20 protein-coding genes are annotated in these 17,934 nt (G+C 68.6%); 1 reads left to right on the top strand and 19 read right to left on the bottom strand.

The window, feature by feature from the left end; all coding sequences use genetic code 11:
- Nucleotides 1–41 precede the first annotated feature (41 nt).
- The 17 genes from VE172_RS09645 to VE172_RS09565 form a co-directional block, all read right to left on the bottom strand.
- The gene (locus VE172_RS09645; RefSeq protein ID WP_324800452.1) at nt 42–518 is read right to left on the bottom strand and encodes an NUDIX hydrolase; all 477 of its coding nucleotides are present in this window, start codon (nt 516–518) and stop codon (nt 42–44) included.
- Between the two features lie 9 nt (nt 519–527).
- Nucleotides 528–1,229, bottom strand: coding sequence for a signal peptidase I (lepB, locus tag VE172_RS09640; protein WP_349258320.1), 702 nt, complete (start codon nt 1,227–1,229; stop codon nt 528–530).
- Between the two features lie 63 nt (nt 1,230–1,292).
- Nucleotides 1,293–1,889, bottom strand: a complete 597-nt coding sequence (gene lepB / locus VE172_RS09635; RefSeq protein WP_349258319.1) for a signal peptidase I — start codon at nt 1,887–1,889, stop codon at nt 1,293–1,295.
- 130 nt (nt 1,890–2,019) lie between these two features.
- Nucleotides 2,020–2,931 carry a signal peptidase I gene (lepB, locus tag VE172_RS09630; protein WP_324800443.1) on the bottom strand — a complete coding sequence of 304 codons (912 nt, stop codon included), beginning with the start codon at nt 2,929–2,931 and terminating at the stop codon, nt 2,020–2,022.
- A gap of 60 nt (nt 2,932–2,991) precedes the next feature.
- On the bottom strand, nt 2,992–3,333 hold the full coding sequence (gene rplS, locus VE172_RS09625) for a 50S ribosomal protein L19 (protein WP_324800440.1): 342 nt from the start codon (nt 3,331–3,333) through the stop codon (nt 2,992–2,994).
- Between the two features lie 110 nt (nt 3,334–3,443).
- Complete coding sequence (gene trmD / locus VE172_RS09620; protein ID WP_324800437.1) at nt 3,444–4,214, bottom strand: tRNA (guanosine(37)-N1)-methyltransferase TrmD; 771 nt, start codon at nt 4,212–4,214, stop codon at nt 3,444–3,446.
- Between the two features lie 4 nt (nt 4,215–4,218).
- Nucleotides 4,219–4,728 (bottom strand): ribosome maturation factor RimM, encoded by a 510-nt coding sequence (gene rimM / locus VE172_RS09615; protein ID WP_324800434.1) that lies wholly within the window; start codon nt 4,726–4,728, stop codon nt 4,219–4,221.
- Nucleotides 4,728–4,955 carry an RNA-binding protein gene (locus VE172_RS09610; RefSeq protein WP_324800431.1) on the bottom strand — a complete coding sequence of 76 codons (228 nt, stop codon included), beginning with the start codon at nt 4,953–4,955 and terminating at the stop codon, nt 4,728–4,730. Before VE172_RS09610 ends, rimM begins: the two co-directional genes overlap by 1 nt.
- Before the next feature lies 1 nt (nt 4,956).
- Entirely contained in the window at nt 4,957–5,478 is a 522-nt protein-coding gene (gene rpsP / locus VE172_RS09605; RefSeq protein ID WP_324800428.1) for a 30S ribosomal protein S16, read from the bottom strand.
- Nucleotides 5,479–5,677: 199 nt separating this feature from the next.
- Nucleotides 5,678–7,084, bottom strand: a complete 1,407-nt coding sequence (proS, locus tag VE172_RS09600; protein WP_324800425.1) for a proline--tRNA ligase — start codon at nt 7,082–7,084, stop codon at nt 5,678–5,680.
- A gap of 15 nt (nt 7,085–7,099) precedes the next feature.
- Nucleotides 7,100–7,570: a DUF4190 domain-containing protein gene (locus tag VE172_RS09595; RefSeq protein ID WP_324800422.1), complete on the bottom strand. Its 471-nt coding sequence runs from the start codon at nt 7,568–7,570 to the stop codon at nt 7,100–7,102.
- Between the two features lie 107 nt (nt 7,571–7,677).
- Nucleotides 7,678–8,226, bottom strand: coding sequence for a DUF4190 domain-containing protein (locus VE172_RS09590; RefSeq protein WP_324800419.1), 549 nt, complete (start codon nt 8,224–8,226; stop codon nt 7,678–7,680).
- Between the two features lie 57 nt (nt 8,227–8,283).
- On the bottom strand, nt 8,284–9,042 hold the full coding sequence (locus tag VE172_RS09585; protein ID WP_324800416.1) for an SDR family NAD(P)-dependent oxidoreductase: 759 nt from the start codon (nt 9,040–9,042) through the stop codon (nt 8,284–8,286).
- A gap of 70 nt (nt 9,043–9,112) precedes the next feature.
- Nucleotides 9,113–9,694: a TetR/AcrR family transcriptional regulator gene (locus VE172_RS09580; RefSeq protein WP_324800413.1), complete on the bottom strand. Its 582-nt coding sequence runs from the start codon at nt 9,692–9,694 to the stop codon at nt 9,113–9,115.
- Nucleotides 9,695–9,756: 62 nt separating this feature from the next.
- Entirely contained in the window at nt 9,757–10,845 is a 1,089-nt protein-coding gene (locus tag VE172_RS09575; RefSeq protein WP_349258318.1) for an amidohydrolase family protein, read from the bottom strand.
- Nucleotides 10,846–11,669: 824 nt separating this feature from the next.
- A complete protein-coding gene (gene ffh, locus VE172_RS09570; protein WP_324800409.1) occupies nt 11,670–13,235 on the bottom strand; it encodes a signal recognition particle protein in 1,566 nt (521 codons plus the stop codon).
- Nucleotides 13,236–13,362: 127 nt separating this feature from the next.
- Nucleotides 13,363–14,655 carry an ammonium transporter gene (locus VE172_RS09565; protein ID WP_324800406.1) on the bottom strand — a complete coding sequence of 431 codons (1,293 nt, stop codon included), beginning with the start codon at nt 14,653–14,655 and terminating at the stop codon, nt 13,363–13,365.
- 274 nt (nt 14,656–14,929) lie between these two features.
- Between VE172_RS09565 and VE172_RS09560 the strand changes: the two genes are divergently transcribed.
- On the top strand, nt 14,930–16,540 hold the full coding sequence (locus VE172_RS09560) for a serine/threonine-protein kinase (protein WP_324800404.1): 1,611 nt from the start codon (nt 14,930–14,932) through the stop codon (nt 16,538–16,540).
- Between the two features lie 3 nt (nt 16,541–16,543).
- On the opposite strand, the gene gsmA is transcribed toward VE172_RS09560, so the two are convergent.
- Nucleotides 16,544–17,146, bottom strand: coding sequence for a sporangiospore maturation cell wall hydrolase GsmA (gene gsmA / locus VE172_RS09555; protein WP_324800401.1), 603 nt, complete (start codon nt 17,144–17,146; stop codon nt 16,544–16,546).
- Between the two features lie 94 nt (nt 17,147–17,240).
- Nucleotides 17,241–17,934 (bottom strand): DUF2752 domain-containing protein (locus VE172_RS09550; protein ID WP_324800399.1); only part of this gene is annotated, 694 nt, incomplete at its 5' end.

Here is a 17,934-nt window from a genome sequence, read left to right as displayed (position 1 = left end):
CATGTCGCCGTCCTTGCGGGGTATCCGCGCCCGGGCGGGGGTCAGCTGGTGCCGCATCGAATGTCGCGCAGCAACGCCACCAGGTTGTCCGGGAAGATCACCTCGGACGTCGCCTCGAGCTCGGCGAGGCTCCACCAGTGGTGTTGGTCCATGGTCGCGACCTCGAGTTCCTCGAAGCCGCTGGTGTCGACGCGGTTGTCGGCGACCCGCAGCACGTAGAAGACCTGGTGCTGCCGAATCCAGACGCCGTCGAAGCCGAACTCCGCGATCTCGCGGTGCACCGGCCCGGCGAGGTCGTCGGGCACGGCGCGGATTCCGGTCTCCTCCATCAGTTCCCGGCACGCGGCGTCGCGCTCGTCCTCGCCGTCGTCCAGCCCGCCGCCGGCGCTGAACCAGAACTTCTCCTCCGGCTCCGCGGGATCACACCCGCGAAACAGCAGCACGCGGTCGTCGCCGTCGACGACCAGCACCCGGCTGGCGCGGCGGTCGTGAACCGGGACTCCGGCGGGAGCGCTCATGGCGGGCACCTACTTCGGGTCGGGGACCGAATCGAAGGTATCGGGCACCGTCAACACCGACCAGCGGTCGATCGGCCAGATCAGCACGAACGCCTTGCCGACCACCGCGCTGACCGGAATGGTCGACGCGTAGCGGTTGTGGTGGGTGCGGCGGAAGCGTTCCCGCGAATCGGCCGAGGCCCAGCGGTGGTCACCCATCACCCACAATCGTCCCTTGGGGACTGTGAGCTTGAACGACTCGTCGTTGAGGCTGGGCGACTGCTGCACCCCGGTCACCGGGTCCTTGTACAGATAGGACTTCTCGTTGAGCTTCCTGCCGTTGACCCGGATGAAACCCTCGTCGGGGTTGTAGGAGACCCTGTCGCCGCCGACGGCGATGACGCGCTTGATGAAGTCTTCCTCGTTGGGGTCGCTGCGCCAGGACTCCGGCGCGTGGAACACGATGACCTCGCCGCGCTCCGGATCCCGGAAGTCGTAGATCAGCTTGTTGGCCAGGATGTAGTCGTTGAGCTGCAGGGTGTTCTCCATCGAACCCGATGGGATCCAAAACGACTGCAGCACGAAGGTGCGCACCAGCAGCGCCACCACGACCGCGACCACCAACAACACCGGCAATTCGCGCCAGAACGAGCCGCGTTTCTTCTTCTTGGAGTCCGCGTCGGTCTCGTCGTCATCCGACGCGACCTCTGGTTTCTCCTCGTCCGACTCGATGTCGGCCTCGTCTGCCACCGCCCCGGTCGGCACACGTTCCTCGTCTTCGATCACGGACTGAGCTTACGGCACCCCTTCGAAGGAGTCGGGAATGCTGAGCCAGTGCCAGCGGCTGGGTGGCCAGATGATGGAGAACGCCTTGCCCACCACCGACGACACCGGAATGGTGGCGGTGCCAACACTCTCGCCGCTGCGGATGAAGTTCTCCCGCGAGTCGCCGGAGGCGGCGCGGTGGTCGCCCATCACCCACAGCCGTCCCTTCGGGACGGTCACCTTGAACTCGTAGCCGTCCTTGCTGGGGAGGTCCCGCACGCCGGTGTTCGGGTCCTTGTAGATATAGGACGACTCGTCCAGGGGGTGGCCGTTGACCTCGATGTGGCCGGCCCCGGCGTCGTAGGAGACCGTGTCGCCGCCGACGGCGATGACGCGCTTGATGAAGTCCTCGTCGTTGGGGTCGCTGCGCCACGACTGCGGCGCCCTGAACACGATCACCTCGCCACGCTCCGGATCCCGGAAGTCGTAGATCAGCTTGTTGACCAGCACCCGGTCCCCGCTTTGCAGGGTGTTCTCCATCGAGCCGGACGGTATCCAGAACGACTGCAGCGCGAAGGTGCGCACCAGCAGCGCCACCACGACCGCGACGACCAGCAGCAGCGGCAGCTCGCGCCAGAACGAGCCGCGCCGCTTCTGGGGCTCATCGGGTTCGTCGGATGTGGCGGGCTCGGCATCGGCGGTGGGGGCGGGTCTGCCCTCTTCCTCGATCACTCCAGGAGTGTACGCACCGCGTCACTCACGGTACGGTGGGTCTTCGCCCGCGCCGTCGGGACCGCGAGACGAATCCGCCGGTCAGCAGCAGTGGGACCGCCACCCCCACGTCGCCGCCGCCGGCTCCGCCGGAGGTACCGGCGCTGCCCGGTTCGGGGACCTTGTCGAAGGAATGCTGGATCGGCAGCGAGGCCCAACGGTCCTTGGGCCACACGACGGCCACCGCCCGCCCGATCAGGTTCTCGATCGGCACGAAGCCCTGGCAGCGGGAGTCCCGGGAGTTGCCGCGGTGGTCCCCCATGACGAAGATGTTGCCCGGCGGCACCGTCACCTCGGCGAAGCGCCGGGATCGGCATTCGGTGTCGTCGGCCGGGGATTGCAGGGGCGCGTTGTCCCAGACGTAACCGCCCTCGTTGAGGGGGACGCCGTTGACGGTGACGCGGCCCTTCTTGTCGCAGCACGCGACGTGGTCGCCGGGGGTGCCGATCACCCGCTTGATGAGGTCCCTCTCGTCCGGCGCCGCCACTCCGACCATGTCGCCGAGCATGTGCCAGACCTCGCCGATCGGACCCTTGGCCGGCTGCGGGGTGACCTCGGAGGACCAGCGGCTGGTGCCCTTGAAGACCACGACCTCGCCGCGCTGCGGGTCGCGCAGCTTGAACACGAACTTGTTCACCAGCACCCGGTCGCCGATCTCCAGGGTGTGCTGCATCGAACCGGACGGGATCTCGTACTGCTGCAACGCGAAGGTGCGCAGCAGGGCGGCACCGCAGAAGGCCACGAGCAACAACAGCGGCAGCTCTACCCACAGTGGAAGGTTCCGGCGGCGGTGGGAGTGCACCCGGCGCAGCCTCGACCGCACTGCGGGGAGGGCGCCGGGTGGGGGTTGAGCCGCGGGCACCGAGGCCCTGCCGGAGACTCGACCGGGTTTGTCCATTGACCGAGACTAACCGCTCGGTGTGAACGACGACACCATCGAGCTCGACGCTCGGCCGGACTACCTTTTTTCCTTGATCTTGGCGGCCTTGCCGCGCAGGTCACGCAGGTAGTACAGCTTGGCGCGGCGCACGTCGCCGCGGGTGGCGACCTCGATCTTGTCGATCACCGGGCTGTTGAGCGGGAAGGTCCGCTCGATGCCGATGCCGGAGCTCATCTTGCGGACGGTGAAGGTCTCGCGCAGGCCCGAACCCTGGCGACGGATCACGACGCCCTGGAAGACCTGGATACGGGAGCGGCTGCCCTCGACGACGCGCACGTACACCTTGAGGGTGTCTCCGGCCCGGAAGTCCGGGATGTCCGCCCGTACGGAGACGGCGTCCAAAGCGTCCAAGGTGTTCATCGCGGTTAGTCCTCGCAGCTTCACGCGCGCACTCGGCGGTGCGCGTCTCATCGTTCATTTGGGTCTTGGCGCGTCATGGCGGCGTAAGGCAACCGCGCGCGGCAACCTCACTACTCTGCCACATCGCGCCGGGCGAGGGCGAACCCGGCCCCCTCCAAGACCTCGCGGTCGTGGGCGTCCAGGGTATCGGGGTCCAGGTCGGCCAGCAAATCCGGGCGGCGCTGTGCGGTGCGCAACAGGGCCTGATCGCGGCGCCAGCGCTCGATGCGGGCGTGATGGCCCGACATCAGCACCTCGGGCACGTCGCGACCCCGCCAGGACGCGGGTTTGGTGTAGGACGGCGCCTCCAGCAGCCCGTCGTTGTGAGATTCCTCCCGCAGCGACTCGGCGTTGCCCAGGACGCCGGGGATCAGCCGGGCGACGGCCTCCACTATGGCCAGAACGGCGACCTCGCCGCCGAACAGCACGTAGTCGCCGATGGACACCTCGGTGACCCGCATCCGGTCGGACGCGGCGTCGATCACCCGCTGATCGATGCCCTCGTAGCGCCCGCAGGCGAACAGCAGCCAGTCCTCGGCGGCCAGCTCGGCGGCCATGGACTGGCGGAAGGGGACCCCGGCCGGGCTGGGCACCAGCAGGTGCGGCGTGTCGGGCCCGGGAACCAGCGCCTGAAGCGCCTCGCCCCAGGGTTCGGGGCGCATGATCATGCCCGCGCCGCCCCCGGCGGGCGAGTCGTCGACGGTGCGGTGCACGTCGTGTGTCCACTGGCGCAGGTCGTGGACCTCGAGGTCGATGATGCCGCGCTGGCGGGCCCGCCCGATCAGTGAGAGTTCCAGCGGGGAAAGGTATTCGCCGAAGACCGTGACGACGTCGATTCTCATCGGGTCACAGATCCAGCAGTCCGTCCGGAAGGGACACCTCGATGCGCCCGGCCTCGACGTCCACGGTGGGGACCATGGCGTGGACGAACGGGATCAGCGCGGGCGTGGCGCCGTCGCGCCGCACGACCAGCATGTCGTGCGCGGGGGCGTGGTCGACCCGGTCCACCGTGCCGATCACCGCGCCGGTCTCGTCCACAACGGACATTCCGACCAGGTCGTGGTCGCGGAAGTCCTCGGGGTCGTCGGGCGACTCCACGTCGCCGCTGTCGACGCACAGCAGGACGCCGCGCAGGTCCTCGGCGACGTTGCGATCGGCGACGCCCTCGAAGGTCAGCAGCAGCCGACCCTGGTACCAGCGGGCATGCTCCACCGTCAGCGGACCGTGGGTCGCCGGGTCGGTGTCCAGCACCGACCCGGCGAAGAAACGTTCCTCGGGCTCGTCGGTCCTGACCTCACAGATCAGGTCCCCGCGCACCCCGTGGGGGCGCACGACCCGGCCGACGACCAGCTGCACTACTGGTCGAGGACTTCTACACGGATACCGCGCCCACCGACGGAACCGACCACCTGACGCAGCGCCTTGACGGTGCGCCCGCCGCGGCCGATCACGGTGCCGAGGTCTTCGGGATTGACCCGCACCTCGAGCCGCTTGCCACGACGCTCGGTCATCATCCGGACTCGCACATCGTCGGGGTGGGTCACGATGCCTTTGACGAGATGTTCCAGTGCGGGCCGCAACACGTCAGGACTCCTTGGCTGAGTCGGTGGTTGTCTCGGTGTCGGTGGTCTTCGCCTCGTCCTTGACCTCGGTCGCCTTGACCTCGGCCGGCTTGGCCTCGGTCGCCTTGGCCTCCGACTTGGTGGACTTCTTGGCGGCGGCCTTCTTCTTCGGCGCTTCGGCCTTCTTGGTCTCTTCGGTCTCGGCGCCGGCGGCCTTGGCCTCAGCCTCGTAGACGGCGTTCTTGTCGGCCTTGGCCGGTGCGACCTTCAGCGGCTCGGGCGCGGGCAGACCCTTGAACTTCTGCCAGTCACCGGTCTTGGACAAGATGGCCCTGACCGGGTCGGACGGCTGCGCGCCGACCCCCAGCCAGTACTGCACCCGGTCGGACTTGACCTCGATACGCGAGGGGTCCTCCTTGGGGTGGTATATCCCCACGAATTCGATGGCGCGGCCGTCGCGCTTGGTGCGCGAGTCGGCGACGACAATGCGGTACTGCGGCTGACGGATCTTGCCCATCCGCAGCAGACGGATCTTTACTGCCACTGTTGAATAGCTCCTGTTGGCTTATCGCACGGGTGCACGAGCCGCCGCCATGTGGGGTTATGACATTGGTCGTACGAAGGACGTCAGGCCCGCGCCACGTCGTTGAGAGGGCGCCGTGTTCGCGAGCGCGTTACCAGCGCCCCATCTTAACGGACGGCCCCGGCCGGGGCGCAGCCGCCGGTGGTGACCTCGATCGCCTCTAGTACGAGCGGCTCAGGGTCGCGACCAGGTCGGGCTCGTCGAGATCGTCGGGGACGGATCCGTCGGCGCGCTGCAGGCAGCGCACGGTGACGCCCCGCTCGGCGGCCTTGGTCTCGCCGTCGACGCCGCAGGCGTCCCAGGCGAGCCGGGCGAACCCGGCGCCGGCCGCCTCGATCGCTTCGTCCAATGTCGACACATCGGTGGTGTGGGAGGCGCGGAAGGCCAGCGACTCGTCGTACAGCGCCTTCTGGTCGGTCTCCAATGCCTCGGCGATCGCCTCGGTCACGCCGTCGATCGGCACCGGGGTCTTGGTGCCGGCGACCCGGCGCACCAGGGTCACCTTGCCCGCGGCCACGTCGCGCGGGCCGATCTCGACGCGCACCGGGTAGCCCTTCAGCTCGGCGTCCACCGCGCGGCGCCCGAACGGGACGTCGCCGCGGGTGTCGAGCTTGGAGCGCACGCCCGCAGCGCGCAGCGCGGCGTGGGTCTTGGCGGCGGTCTCGCCGACGCCCTCGCCGTCCTTGACGGTCATGACGTACGCCTGCACCGGGGCCAGCCGCGGCGGCACCCGCAGCCCGTTGTCGTCGCCGTGACCCATGATGAGCCCGCCGATCATCCGGGTGGACGTGCCCCAGGAGGTGGTCCACGCATGGTGCTGCTGGCCGTCGTTGCCGAGGTACTGGATGTCGAAGGCCTTGGCGAAGTTCTGGCCCAGCTCGTGGCAGGTGCCCATCTGCAGGGCCTTGCCGTCGCGCATCATCGCCTCGCACGCGAAGGTGTTGATGGCGCCGGCGAAGCGCTCGGCCGCGGTCTTCAGCCCGGTGAGGACGGGCAGCGCGACCACGTTCTCCATGAAGTCCTGGTAGACCTCGTGCAGGATGCGGCGGTTGTAGCCGGCGGCGTCGTCGCGGGTGGCGTGGGCGGTGTGCCCCTCCTGCCACAGGAACTCCGAGGAGCGCAGGAACAGCCGGGTTCGCATCTCGTAGCGCATCACGTTGCACCACTGGTTGAGCAGCAGCGGAAGGTCGCGATAGGACTGCACCCATTTGGCCATGTACTCGCCGATGACGGTCTCGGAGGTGGGCCGCACCACGACCGGTTCCTCGAGCTCCTTGCCGCCGGCGTGGGTCACGGTCCAGCACTCCGGCGCGAAGCCCTCCACGTGCTCGGCCTCGCGGCTCAGGTAGCTCTGCGGGATCAGCAGCGGGAAGGACGCGTTCTCGGCGCCGGTCTCCTTGATGCGATCATCCATTTCGGACACCATGCGCTCCCACAGCGCGAACCCCGTCGGACGGATCACCTGCTGTCCCTTGACCGGGCCGTTGTCGGCCAGTTCGGCCTTGGCCACCAATTCCTGGTACCAGCGGGGGAAGTCGTCGTTCTGCGGTGTGAGCACTTTCGCCATGACCACAGATCCTAGCTAGTAGGGCGAGGACGGCGACGTTGGCAGGTTGCTGGTCGTCGAATAGAGGACGAGGGCGAAGACGATGTAGATGATGATGACGATCCCCCACAGGGCCAGGCCGACGTAACCGCAGATCAGGCCCGCCAGGGCCATGCCGCGGTTGTCGGCCTCGCCGCGGTCGGCCTTCTTGACCCCCATGTGGCCGCAGATGATCGCGGGGATGGCGCACGCGATGCAGCTGACGACGCCCAGGATGCCCAGGATCAGCGCGGCGATGCCCAGCCCGTTCTCCGGCGCGCGGTACGGCATGGGCGACTGGAAGACGGGCGCGGCGTAGTTCTGGGCCGGGTAGCCCTGCTGCTGGTAGGTGGCGCCGTCGGGGTAGCCCTGCTGGTAGTACGAGCCCGCGTCGGTCGTCGGCTGCTCGAACACCGGAGGGGCCGAGGTCGGGTCGTACTGCGTGTAGTGCCGGGGATCGTTGGTCATCGCCGTCCCATGTCACATTGCCCGTGGATTCCGTCCGCGCGTGACACACGCCACGCGCGAGACTCAATTATGTCGACCGCGGCCGACAATTGCCACCGGCAAAGGTGTCAGTTGGTGCCGTAGTTGCTGTAGACGGCGGACCAGTTGAAGGCGATGGACGCGACGATGATGATCGCGAGCAGCACGATGGTGGCGGCGCCGCAGATCAGCCCGGCCAGGGCCATGCCCTTGCCGCCCGCCTCACCGCGGTTGGCCTTGCCCATCCCGATCGCGCCGAAGATGATGCCGAGGATCGCCGGGATCGTCCCCGAATAGCAGCAGAACAGCAGCGGGATCGACGCGATGCCGCACACCATGCCGGCGATCGCGAGGCCGTTTTGCTGGTCACCGCCCTGCGGCTGCATCGGCGTGGTGTAGCCGTACTGCGCGTAGGGCTGCGGTTGCTGGACATAGCCCGGTTGCTGGGCGTAGCCGGGCTGCTGCTGGTAACCGGGCTGCTGGGCGTATTGGCCCTGCTGCGCCTGGTCGGGGTAGCCCGCCTGCTGGTCCGGGTAACCCGATTGATCCGGGTAGCCGCCGGACGTGGGCTGGTTCTGCTGGTTGCCCATCGGCGGCTGCGCCGTGTACGGGTCGTACTGGTAGGGGTCTTGGCTCACCTCACCGATGGTATCGGTGAGGTGCGACCCCACTCGACATCGTGCGCGGAAAAACGTTTACAGGCTCACGCCGCCGTCAATGACCAGGTCGTGCCCGACGGCGAAGCCGGAGTCCGCGCTGGCCATCCACAGGATCGCCGAGGTGACCTCGTCGAGGCTTCCGATGCGTCCCAGGGGAACCGTGGAGGCGACGCGATCGGCGCGGCCCGCGACGTCCTCGCCGGGGCGCATCGACATGGGGGTGTCGGACGAGCCCGGGCTCACCACGTTGATGCGCACGCCGTCGCCGATGTGCTCGACCGCGGCGGCCTTGCTGAGCGCGGACACCGCCGCCTTGGTGGCGCCGTACAGGGCCAGGCCCGGGAAGGAGGCGTGCGCGCCGAGGGTGGAGCCGACGTTGACGATGGTGCCGCCACCGTGAGCACTCATGTGCCGCACCTGGTGCCGCAGGGCCAGCAGGGTGCCGGTGACGTTGGTGTTCAGGGCGCGGTTCCACTGGTCGAGGTCGGCGTCGGTGACCGGGCCGCCCACGAAGACCCCGGCGTTGTTGACGGCCACGTGCAGGCCGCCGTGGAGGCGCACCGTCTCGGCGACGAAGCGCTCGGAGTCCGACGCGTCGGCCACGTCGCCGGTGATCAGGCTCGCGGTGCCGCCGTCGGCCTCGATGAGCTTGACCGTCTCGCGCAGGGGTTCGGCGCGGCGGCCCGCCACCACGACGATGGCGCCCTCGGCGGCCAGGGCGCGGGCGGTGTGGCGTCCGATGCCCGAGCCCGCCCCGGAGATCAGGGCGACCTTGCCGTCAAAGCGTGCGTTCATGATTGACACCTTTCCAGAATGATTATTCCAATATTGGGGCGCGCGAGGGCGCCCGCCGTACGGCGATGGATCAGGACAGGGCGCGCATGGTCTCGTCCACGGCGTCGTCGAGGCGCGAGGTGTCGCCGTCGGAGCGGGCGAAGACCCGCAGTCCCTGCAACACCACCAGAACGAAGCGCGCCAGCCGCCGGGGGTCGGCGGACTCGGGCAGTTCTCCCTGGGCCTTGGCGCGCACCAGCGCCAGCCGCAGCGCTGTCTCCACCTCGGCCCAGGACGACTCCACCTGACGGGCGACCGCGTCGTCGGCGCCCATGCGTTCGATGGCCGCGTTGACGACCAGGCAACCGCCCGATCCGTTGGGCTGCTTGACTTGCGAGACGTAACGCTCCATGAGCGAGCGGATCAGCGGCAGCACGGGACCCGGCTGGGCGAGGTGATAGGCGGGGCCGATCGACTGGGCGCGCAGGTACAAATCGAGCGCCTTGCGATAGAGCTCGTCCTTGTGGCCGAAGGTGGCGTAGAGGCTGGCGCGGCTGATTCCCAGATGGGACACCAGGTCCGCCATGGAGGTCGCCTCGTAGCCGCGCGAAAGGAACAGCTCCATGGCCCCGCGCAGCGCGACGTCGGGTTCGAACTCCTTGGTGCGTGCCATGCGGACGAGCCTAACCAATACAGAACGATCGGTCCAGTAAGGCGGGGATGACGCCGCTCACGTCAGGCGATCACGTTGCCGCGCAGCACGATCCGCTTCGGTGCGCGCACCACCCGCAGGTCGGCGCGGGGGTCGTCGTCGTAGACCACCAGGTCCCCCAGGCCGCCGTGCTCGTCGCCGCCGAACCCGAGCCACTCGCGGCCCTTCCAGCTCGCCGCGGCCAGGACCTCGGCGGGCGACAGGCCCGCCTTGGCATGCAGCAGCAGGATCTCCTCGGCGGCCAGCCCGTGATCGATGCCGCCGCCGGCGTCGGTGCCGACGTAGACGTCCACGCCCGCCTCGTGGGCGCGGCGCACCACGTCGGGGAAGCCCTCCTTCAGCCGACGCATGTGGTCGGCGTACGTGGGGAACTTGGGCTGGGCGGCGTCGGCGATGTCGTCGAACGTGGCGATGTTGATCATGGTGGGCACGAGCGCGGTCTTCTGGCGCGCCATCAGGTCCAGCAGGTCGGGCGACAGTCCCGTGCCGTGTTCCACCGAGTCGACGCCCGCGCGCACCACCGCCTCCACGGCGGCCTCGCTGAACGTGTGGACGGCGACCTTGGCGCCCGCCTCGTGCGCGGCGTCGATGGCCGCGGCCAACACGTCGGCGTCGAAGCTCAGCCCCAGATCGCCCGCGTCGCGGTCGATCCAGTCGCCGACCAGCTTGATCCACCCGTTGCCCGCCTTCGCCTGCTCGGCGGCCAGCCCGGGCAGTTCCTCGGCGGTGCACTCGATCCCGACGCCCCGCAGGTAACGCCGACGCGGCGCCAGGTGCCGCCCCGCCCGCCGCAACCGCGGCAAATCCTCGGCGTCGTCGAGCTCGGGATACGGAAACGGCGACCCCGCGTCGCGCATCGCCAGCACCCCCGCGTCACGATCCACAAGGGCCATCTGGCGCGCCTCCTCGACGCTCGAGATCGGAACGGCCCCACGCTTGATCCCGATGTGACAGTGCGCGTCGGTCAACCCTGGCAACGCGAACCCGCCATCGGCGATGGTCGTCGCGCCAGGGATCGGCTCGAAACCCAACTGATCCCCATCGATGTAGATGTCGCGAACCCGATCCTCGGGAAGCCAAACCGCGCGCACATGCCAAGCACCATCAACCACGCCGCGAGTCTAAGAGCCCGCCCCCCCGTCCACGACGTCGGCGGTGGCCCGACCCTTGACGATCGGTGCGGCACCGAGATTGGTTCCTCGGCCACGGCATCGTGAATACGACGGGCTCCCAAGAGACACACCCGAAGCGACCCCTCGACTGCGGCACCGTGAAAACGACAGGAACCTCAGGGACGCGCCCACATTGGTTCCTCGGCCACGGCTCCGTGAAGGCGACAGGTGCCCAAGCGACGTACCCACATTGGTTCCTCGGCCGCAGCATTGTGGAAGCGGCAGACCCTCAGGGAACACACCCCACTGCTACCTCGGCCACGGCATCACGAAAGCGCCTACCTCCCAGGGACACACCAAACCTGGTAACTCGACCGTGGCATTGCAAAGGCGACAGGCGCCCAAGCGACATACCCACATTGGTTCCTCGGCCACAGCACCGTGAAGACGACAGGCCCCCAGGGAACACACCCCACTGCTACCTCGGCCACGGCATTGTGGAAGCGGCAGGCCCCCAGGAGCCACATGCCATCGCTTCCTTGGCCGCAGCACTGTGTAAACGACAGGTCCCCAGGGATACACGCGCACCGATTCCTCGGCCGTGGCATCGCAAAGGCCATGGGCGCAAAGCGACGCGCCTAAATTGGTTCCTCGGCCGTGGCATCGCTATGGCCATGGGTGCAAAGCGACGGGTCCGAGTTGGTTCCTCGGCCACGGCATTGCGAAAACGACACGTTCCCCAAAGGACGCACCCAGGGTGCTCCTCCCACACCGATGCCATGGATGGGGAACCGTTTCCCAAGCCGCACCCTTGCCTGGGGCCGTTACGGCTTGTTCTTCTTGTCCTTCTTGCCGCCCAGGGCGCCGAAGTCCACGTCGGGCACGTTCATGTTGCCGCCAGTGAAGGCCGAGGGGTCGAAGCCCTCGGGCATGCCTCCCTGTGGCATCCCGCCAGGCAGACCTGGGGGCATGCCCGCGGGCATGCCGCCGCCGCCGCGGGCGCGCTTCTTGGTGACCTTGCCCTTCTTGCCCTTGCGCTTGATGTTGGGCGACTTGGTGGCCTTGCGGCGGCCGCCTGGCAGACCCATCATGCCGCCCATCTGCTTCATCATCTTCTGGGCCTCGCCGAAGCGGGTGAGCAGCTGGTTGACGTCGTTGACCGTGGTACCCGAGCCGTTGGCGATGCGGATGCGGCGGGAGCCCTTGATGATCTTGGGGTCCTCGCGTTCCTGCGGCGTCATCGAGCGGATCACCGCGGCGACCTTGTCGAGGTGCTTGTCGTCGATGTCGGCGATCTGGTCCTTCATCTGGTTCATGCCGGGCATCATGCCCAGCAGGTTGCCGATCGGGCCCATCTTGCGGATCGCCTGCAGCTGCTCCAGGAAGTCCTCGAGGCTGAAGCTCTCGCCGCCCATCAGTTTGCTGGTCATGCGCTGCTTCTGCTCGTCCTCGAAGGCCGACTCGGCCTGTTCGATGAGGGTGAGCATGTCGCCCATGCCGAGGATGCGCGAGGCCATCCGCTCGGGGTAGAAGACGTCGAAGTCCTCGAGCTTCTCGCCGATGGACGCGAACATGATGGGCTGGCCCGTGACCTGGCGCACCGACAGCGCCGCGCCGCCGCGGGCGTCACCGTCCAACTTGGACAGGACGACGCCCGTGATGCCGACGCCGTCGCGGAACGCCTCGGCGGTGGCCACGGCGTCCTGGCCGATCATGGCGTCGATGACGAACAGCGTCTCGTCGGGGTTCGTGGCGTCGCGGATCGCGGCGGCCTGCGCCATCATCTCGGCGTCAATGCCGAGGCGGCCCGCGGTGTCGATGATGACGATGTCGCGGGCGTGGCGGGTGGCGTGGGCGAGGGACTCCTTGGCGACCTTGACCGGGTCGCCGACGCCGCTGCCGGGCTCGGGCGCGTACACCTCGACGCCCGCGCGCTCGCCCAGCACCTGCAGCTGCTGGACGGCATTGGGGCGCTGAAGGTCGGCGGCGACCAGCAGCGGCTGGTGGTTCTGGCCCGCCAGCCACTTGGCGAGCTTGCCCGCCAGCGTGGTCTTACCCGCGCCCTGCAGACCCGCCAGCATGATCACGGTGGGCGGGTTCTTGGCGAACTGGAGCCGCCGCGTCTCGCCGCCGAGGATGGTGACGAGCTCCTCGTTGACGATCTTGATGACCTGCTGCGCGGGGTTGAGCGCCTTGGACACCACCACGCCGCGGCAGCGTTCCTTGATGTTGTGGATGAAGGACTTCACCACCGGCAGCGCCACGTCGGCTTCCAGCAGCGCCATTCGGATTTCCCGAGCCGTGGCGTTGATGTCGGCATCGGACAGGCGTCCCTTGCCCCTCAGGGACTGGAAAATGCCCGACAGGCGCTCGGATAGGGAGTCAAACACTCGGATTCATCCTTCGAAGAGCAGGCTGAGATTGCGGTGCGCACACACTCAGGTAGGTCTCCGAGCTTAACGGCCCGTCCCGGCGGCACCAACACGGTGCTCATTGTTGCCGCCGGGCGGATTTTGATCAGCCCTCGCCCTTGGCGGCCGAGACCATGGGCCGATCCAACTCCTCGGTCGGTGATGTCACGGCGCCGTTGACCGGCAGGTCGTAGGCGACCTCGGCGTGTTCGATCGAGTCGATCCCGGCGGTCTCCACCTCGGGGGCCACTCGGATGCCAATGGTGTGTTTCAACACCCAGCCGATGGCCAGCGCGGCGGCGAAGGAGAAACCGCCCACCGTCAGCACCGCCAGCGACTGCTTGCCCAGCAGGGTGGCTCCGCCGCCGTACAGCAATCCGGGGGTTCCCGACAGCGAGCCCACCGCGAACACCCCGATCAGGACGGAACCGACGGCCCCGCCCACCAGGTGGATGCCCACCACGTCCAGGGCGTCGTCGTACCCGAGGCGGTGTTTCAGGGCCACCGCCAGCGGGCACACCATGCCCGCGACGACGCCGATGGCTATGGCGCCCAAGGGTTCGACGTAGGCGCAGGCCGGGGTGATGGCCACCAGTCCCGCGACCGCGCCCGAACAGGCGCCCAGCACCGAGGGCTTGGAGCCGCGCCAGCGGTCCACCAGCAGCCAGCCGATGATGGCCGCCGCCGTGGCGACCTGCGTGTTGACCAGGGCGATGGCGGCGACGCCGTCGGCGGCCAGCTCGCTTCCGGCGTTGAAACCGAACCAGCCGAACCACAACAGGCCGGTACCCAACATCACCAGGGGGAGGTTGTGCGGGTTGAAGGTGGTGCCGTGCGGCCAGCCCAGCCGCTTGCCGAGCACGATGGCCAGGGCCAGGGCGGCGGCGCCGGCGTTGACGTGCACGGCGGTGCCGCCGGCGAAGTCGAGGGCGCCCAGCCCGTCGGAGCCGAGGAATCCGCCGCCCCACACCCAGTGCGCCACCGGGAAGTACACTATGGATGCCCATGCGATGGTGAAGATCAGCCAGGCGTTGAACTTCATCCGGTCGGCGACGGCGCCGCTGACCAGGGCCACGGTGATGACGGCGAACATCAACTGGAAGCCGATGAACGCCATGTCCGGCAGATGGTCGGAGTTGACCGAGTCCACGATGCCGCGCAGCCCCCACTGGCCGAAACCACCCAGCAGCGGGTTTCCGTCCGAAAAGGACAGGCTGTAGCCGTAGAGCACCCACAGCACGCTGACCACCGCCAGCGCCGCGAGGCTCTTCATCATCATGTTGACCACGCTCTTGGCGCGGGTGAGACCGCCGTAGAACAGGGCGAGGGCGGGCGTCATGACCAGCACCATGGCGGCCGACGCCAACACCCACGCCGTATCTCCCGAATCGACATGCATGTCGTTCCTCCACTGTGTGAAGATCTGTGAAATCGCACTGTCGGCGGCGCTGCCTGAGCGGATACCCCGATAGTTTGACGGTCGGCTGTTTCGTCGGACGTTCTTCTGTGTTGCCAAACGATCTCGTTGTGTTTCAAACGTGTAAATCCATCGGGGTTTTGGCACGCGAAAACACGCAGCGTGTCCCTACCACGTCACTGCGGGACTGGACTTCCAACGTGGGGTACGACACACTGGTATGTAGTGGTACAAACCCCCGGCATCCAGGAGTCCCATGCAACCCGGTAGCCGTCTGGCAGAGCGATACCGAATCGACCGGCATGTTGGTGCGGGGGAGAACGGCACCGTCTGGTTCGGACACGACACCCTGCTCGACCGCCAGGTCACCATCAAGGTGCTCGATCACTCACTCGCCGCCGACGACGCGGTGCGTGCCCGGTTTCGGCGCACGGCACTGGATGTCGCCTCGCTGGTGGGCCCGGGGATCGTCGACCTGTACGACCTCGTCGAGGAATACGAGGACGGCGTGCCCGTGGTGTGCGCCATCGCCGCGCGGCCGGCGGGCACCCCGCTGCGCCGCATCCTGGATTCCTGCGGGACGCTGCCCGCCACCGAGACGCTGTCCATTTTGGCCTCCGCGGCCAGCGCGCTGCACACCGCCCACGAGGCGGGGGTGCTGCACCTGAACCTGAAGCCCGAGAACCTGATGGTCGCCGACGGCGGCGACGTCACCATCGTCGACTTCGGCTTCTCCCACCGCTACACCGACACCTCGCGCAACTCCAACGCGATGGTGGCGGCGCTGTACGCCGCGCCCGAGCTGTTCGACGCCGACCCCGGCGTGCCCGCCAGCGACATCTATTCCTTGGGCGCCATCGGATACGAGTGCCTGTCGGGCAGCGTGCCCTTCGACGGCGAGACCGCGGCCGACATCGCCCAGGGGCATCGCCGCCGCTCCCCCGCGCCGCTTCCCGACGCCGCGGGGCCCGCTGAGACCGTGGTGATGAAGGCGCTGTCCAAGCGGCCGTCGGAGCGGTTCACCTTCGCGTCGTCGATGGTGGCGGTGTGCCTGTCGGTGGGCGAGGCGCACGGCATCGTGGTGCCGCCGATGCTGCGCGAGGTGGTCGGCGACTTCGCCGAGTCGTCGGTGACCGCCGCCGATCTCGCCGATGACGTCGCCGAGCACTCCCCCGTCCCGCCGGAGGAGCCCGCGCCCGAACCCGTCGCGGCCGAGGCCATCGCCGAGGACGCCACCGTCGAGCAGCCCGTCGTGGAGGGGCCGTCCGACGACGAACCCGCCGCCGAGGACAAGCCGCTGGTGATGGCCGCCGCGGCCGTCGACGTCCCCGAGCCCGCGCGCCCCGCCAAACCCGTCAAGCCGCCGAAGCCCGCGCGGCGCGGCCGGCGGCGCGGGGTCGCGGTCCTGATCGCCACGATCGTGCTGGCGGTGTCGGGGGCCACCCTGGCCTACGTGGTCAACCCGGGCCAGGCGGCGACCAACGCGCACGACGGCGGCCCCTCGACCGCCGCTGGCTCGTCCGAGTCCTCATCGGACTCCAGCGAGGAGTCGCACAGCCTCGCCGAGATCAACGACCCCAAGTCGATCACCCGCCCGCCGAGCACCTCCAAGCCGCCCGACCACAGCTCCAGCAGCTCCCCCGACACCGTCGGCGTCCCCAACGTGGTCGGCATGGCCGAGACCGACGCCACCGCCCAGCTGCGCGCGGTCGGGTTCGTCGTCGAGGTCAGCTCCAACGGCCACGGCAAGACCGAGTGCGACGTCTACGCGCAGGACCCGCTGGGCGACACCCGCGCCCCGTACGGCTCGACCGTGACGATCAGCGTCCGCTTCGTCGAGAACCCGGTGCAGTGCAACGGCCTGTGAGTCTCAGCCGTTGAAACGGTAGAGGTTGTAGTCCTGCATGAGGGTGACGATCTTGTCGGTGTACTTCGGGTCGGTGGCGTAGCCCGCCTTGTGGACCTCGCGGATGAACCGATCGGCGTCGTCGGAGTACTTGAAGGCGTTGGCGTAGCGCGGGTTGGCCTTGAGGTACGAGCCGTGGTCCCTGAAGGAGTCGGCCTCGGAGTCGTAGACCCTGAACCACGCCTTGGTGTCCCAGCACTTCGTCTTGTCGCATTCCTTGGTGGCGGCCTTGACGCAGTCGGAGGCGATCGGCCCGTGTTCACCGTTCTTGCACTTCATGCCGAAGTAGTTGTTGGAGCCCGTGGCGAGCTTGCTCCCGCCCCAGCCCGACTCCAGGATCGCCTGCGCCACCGTGACCGAGGCGGGGACGCCGAACTCCTCCTGGCTGGGTTGGGCGGCGGAGCCCGCGTGGTCGATGAACGCGTCGTGGGCGGCGGCGATCAGCTCGTCCTCGGTGGGCTCGCGCAGGCTCGCGCCGCTGTTCGCCATGACCAGACCTGGCACCGCCAGCGCCACGGCCGAGGCGAAAACCGCCGAAACCAGGATGGTGAACACTGCTTTTCTCATTGGCGACCTCCGTATGCGGGAGTAACAGTATTCACACGCTACGTCACCGACGGTGAGGACGACACGCCATTGCGGACAGTCTCAGCGGAGGTGTTTACACATACAGGTGCGTGAACGGCGGCCACGGCAGGTTGCGGATGATCCAGAACGCGCCCCACGCGGCCAGGAACCAGGTGGCCATGATCGGGGTGATGCGGAAGCGCGGAATGCGGTCGCGCAGCTTGGGGAACATCCGCCGCAGCGCCCAGGTGATGTACAGCCAGGCGATGAACGGGGCGGCGAACAGCGCGATCGCGTGGTTGCGCGCCGCCTCGGGAAGGTTGCCCCGCAGCAGGTAGTAGAACGCGCGGGTGCCGCCGCATCCGGGGCAGTCGAAGCCCGTCACCATCTTGAACGCGCAGTTGGTGGGTCCGACGTCGTCGGTGGGGTCGGTGACCAGGACGGTCGCGGCGGCCGCGGCGAAGCAGGTCAGCAGCGCCGCGGGCGCCACCCAGGCGGGGCTGTGCCGCAGGTACTCGAAGAGGCGCCCGATCCTGCCCTGCGGGGCGGAGCGGGTCCACGCCTGCTGCGGCATCGGCATGTAGTCGCCCGGGGCGGCGTGCGGGGTGGGAATCGCTTGCGGCGCACCGACAGCGATGGTCCCGGCCGACGGCACGTGACGGATCGGCGGGGCCTGCGGGGCGCGGATCGGCGGCGCGGCGGGCGCCTGCGGGGCGGCGACCACCGCGACCTCGGCGGTGACCCACTGGGAGTCGTCGCTCGGCGCGGGGCCGTGGGCGAGGGCGGAG

Origin of the sequence: Stackebrandtia sp. (assembly GCF_035643755.1) — a bacterium.
In the GTDB taxonomy this organism is placed as follows: domain Bacteria; phylum Actinomycetota; class Actinomycetes; order Mycobacteriales; family Micromonosporaceae; genus Stackebrandtia.
The sequence above is the reverse complement of the archived record's forward strand: the minus strand, read 5'-3'. Positions and strand labels throughout refer to the sequence as shown.

What these genes read in the sequence shown, in the direction of transcription:
- VE172_RS09645 (WP_324800452.1), bottom strand. Translation starts at nt 518, where the DNA reads ATGAGCGCTCCCGCCGGAGTCCCGGTTCACGACCGCCGCGCCAGCCGG.
- lepB (WP_324800443.1), bottom strand. Translation starts at nt 2,931, where the DNA reads ATGGACAAACCCGGTCGAGTCTCCGGCAGGGCCTCGGTGCCCGCGGCT.
- rplS (WP_324800440.1), bottom strand. Translation starts at nt 3,333, where the DNA reads ATGAACACCTTGGACGCTTTGGACGCCGTCTCCGTACGGGCGGACATC.
- trmD (WP_324800437.1), bottom strand. Translation starts at nt 4,214, where the DNA reads ATGAGAATCGACGTCGTCACGGTCTTCGGCGAATACCTTTCCCCGCTG.
- proS (WP_324800425.1), bottom strand. Translation starts at nt 7,084, where the DNA reads ATGGCGAAAGTGCTCACACCGCAGAACGACGACTTCCCCCGCTGGTAC.
- VE172_RS09595 (WP_324800422.1), bottom strand. Translation starts at nt 7,570, where the DNA reads ATGACCAACGATCCCCGGCACTACACGCAGTACGACCCGACCTCGGCC.
- VE172_RS09585 (WP_324800416.1), bottom strand. Translation starts at nt 9,042, where the DNA reads ATGAACGCACGCTTTGACGGCAAGGTCGCCCTGATCTCCGGGGCGGGC.
- VE172_RS09580 (WP_324800413.1), bottom strand. Translation starts at nt 9,694, where the DNA reads ATGGCACGCACCAAGGAGTTCGAACCCGACGTCGCGCTGCGCGGGGCC.
- VE172_RS09565 (WP_324800406.1), bottom strand. Translation starts at nt 14,655, where the DNA reads ATGCATGTCGATTCGGGAGATACGGCGTGGGTGTTGGCGTCGGCCGCC.
- VE172_RS09560 (WP_324800404.1), top strand. Translation starts at nt 14,930, where the DNA reads ATGCAACCCGGTAGCCGTCTGGCAGAGCGATACCGAATCGACCGGCAT.
- gsmA (WP_324800401.1), bottom strand. Translation starts at nt 17,146, where the DNA reads ATGAGAAAAGCAGTGTTCACCATCCTGGTTTCGGCGGTTTTCGCCTCG.